Source organism: Muricoccus vinaceus, assembly GCF_042433125.1.
Classification (GTDB): Bacteria; Pseudomonadota; Alphaproteobacteria; order Acetobacterales; family Acetobacteraceae; genus Roseomonas; species Roseomonas vinacea.
On sequence record NZ_JBHLVZ010000112.1, the window covers coordinates 1 to 1394 of the forward strand.

Sequence of the window (1394 nt, forward strand, 5' to 3'; positions counted from 1 at the left end):
CACGACGACCGCCGCCTGCTGGCCAAACACGGCATGCTCTGCCCGATGAGCCGAAAGGGTGATTGCTGGAACAACGCCCCCATGGAAAGCTTCCTCGGCAGCCTCGAAACCGAATTCGAGGAGGACGGGCCGTTCCCCACCCGACAGGCCGCACGATCCACCCTCTTCGCCTTCATCGAAGGCTTCTATAATCGACAGCGCCTCCATTCAGCGATCGGCTACAAAGCCCCGAAGGAGATGGAACAACTCGCCGCGGCCGCGTAGGCCTTAACCCGCGTCCACTGCAGCGGGGGAAGGTCACGTTCCCTGGCGGTTACGATGAGCCGGAAACCCTCCTTTCCTCAACCACCTCCGCCTGTCTCATGAGCCCTGACGGCGGACACCTGCCCTGGAACGTCCAGGGCCTGCCGCTCCGCCTCGATCAGCGAAACGCCGCCTGATCAGGCGCAGCCTCGTTGTCCACCGCCGATGCCGCGGCTTTCGCCGGGCGCATACGGTGAACCAGCGATGGCACACACGGACCTTCTGGCCAAACCTCATCTCATCCTGGAACCAGAGCGTCAGGCGCTTGCCTGGGTGCTTGGCCCTGATGCGGTCCAGTTCGCCCTGAAACCCCTTTTTTGCGAAGTCCTCCCGGGCGACCGGATCAGCTTTGGGGTGCGAGGGTCGGGCCTTCTGCCGTGACAAGCCCAGCGCGCGCACGAGCTTGGACATGTGGCCCTCGTGATAACGCACTCCCCAGCGGGCCTCCGCCTCCCGGCAGGGTTCTCCCAGGGTCCAAGCGGACAGACCCGTGGTCTCCACCTCCGGCCCGTCCAGGATCATCTGGGGCAAGGCCGACCGGCGCGCCTCGTTCAGCCGCCGCTTGGAGCCGGGTCGAGGTCGGTCGTGCAGGCCTGCCAAGCCTTCGGTGTTGTAGCGCAGCACCGCATCGCGCAACGCTTGCCGCTCCATGTCCGCCAGACGTGCCGCCTCCGCCCGCGTCAAACCCTCCAGCGCACCTGCGATCGCCTGCATGCGCGCCGCAGCAGCACGGTCCGGTTCACGCCGCGCAACTCCGCCGCCGACAGGTCACCACCTATCGCAAGCCGCTTGCCGTTTATCGTGCCCGCCCCTGCCCAGGTCAGACCACGACCAAATCAGCTCCCTCCGCGTCGCACCAAATCACGTGCGAGTCAGTTCCGGCGCGGGCCGGTATGAGAGAAAGCGAAAGGAGCGTGCGTCAAGGACATACGCCAGACGTACGGGTGTGCCTCAGCGGGTGGTCTGCTTTGTGCTCACCACACGCGATGAGAGGTTGCATAGATGAGCCCATCTGTTCAGGGTGCAGCCGTGCAATTAAGATTATCACTCCTTCTTGCCATGGTTGGTCTGGTTGCCCTCGTCGGCAGTCC

At 64.8% G+C, this 1394-nt stretch carries 2 protein-coding genes; one reads left to right on the top strand and one right to left on the bottom strand.

The window, feature by feature from the left end; all coding sequences use genetic code 11:
• Window positions 1–264, top strand: a 264-nt coding sequence (locus tag ACFFIC_RS28200; protein WP_377056731.1) for an integrase core domain-containing protein, incomplete at its 5' end; no start/stop codon positions are given.
• 96 nt (window positions 265–360) lie between these two features.
• Here the strand turns inward: ACFFIC_RS28200 and ACFFIC_RS28205 are convergent.
• Window positions 361–1017, bottom strand: coding sequence for an IS630 family transposase (locus ACFFIC_RS28205; protein ID WP_377056733.1), 657 nt, complete (start codon window positions 1015–1017; stop codon window positions 361–363).
• Window positions 1018–1394 lie beyond the last annotated feature (377 nt).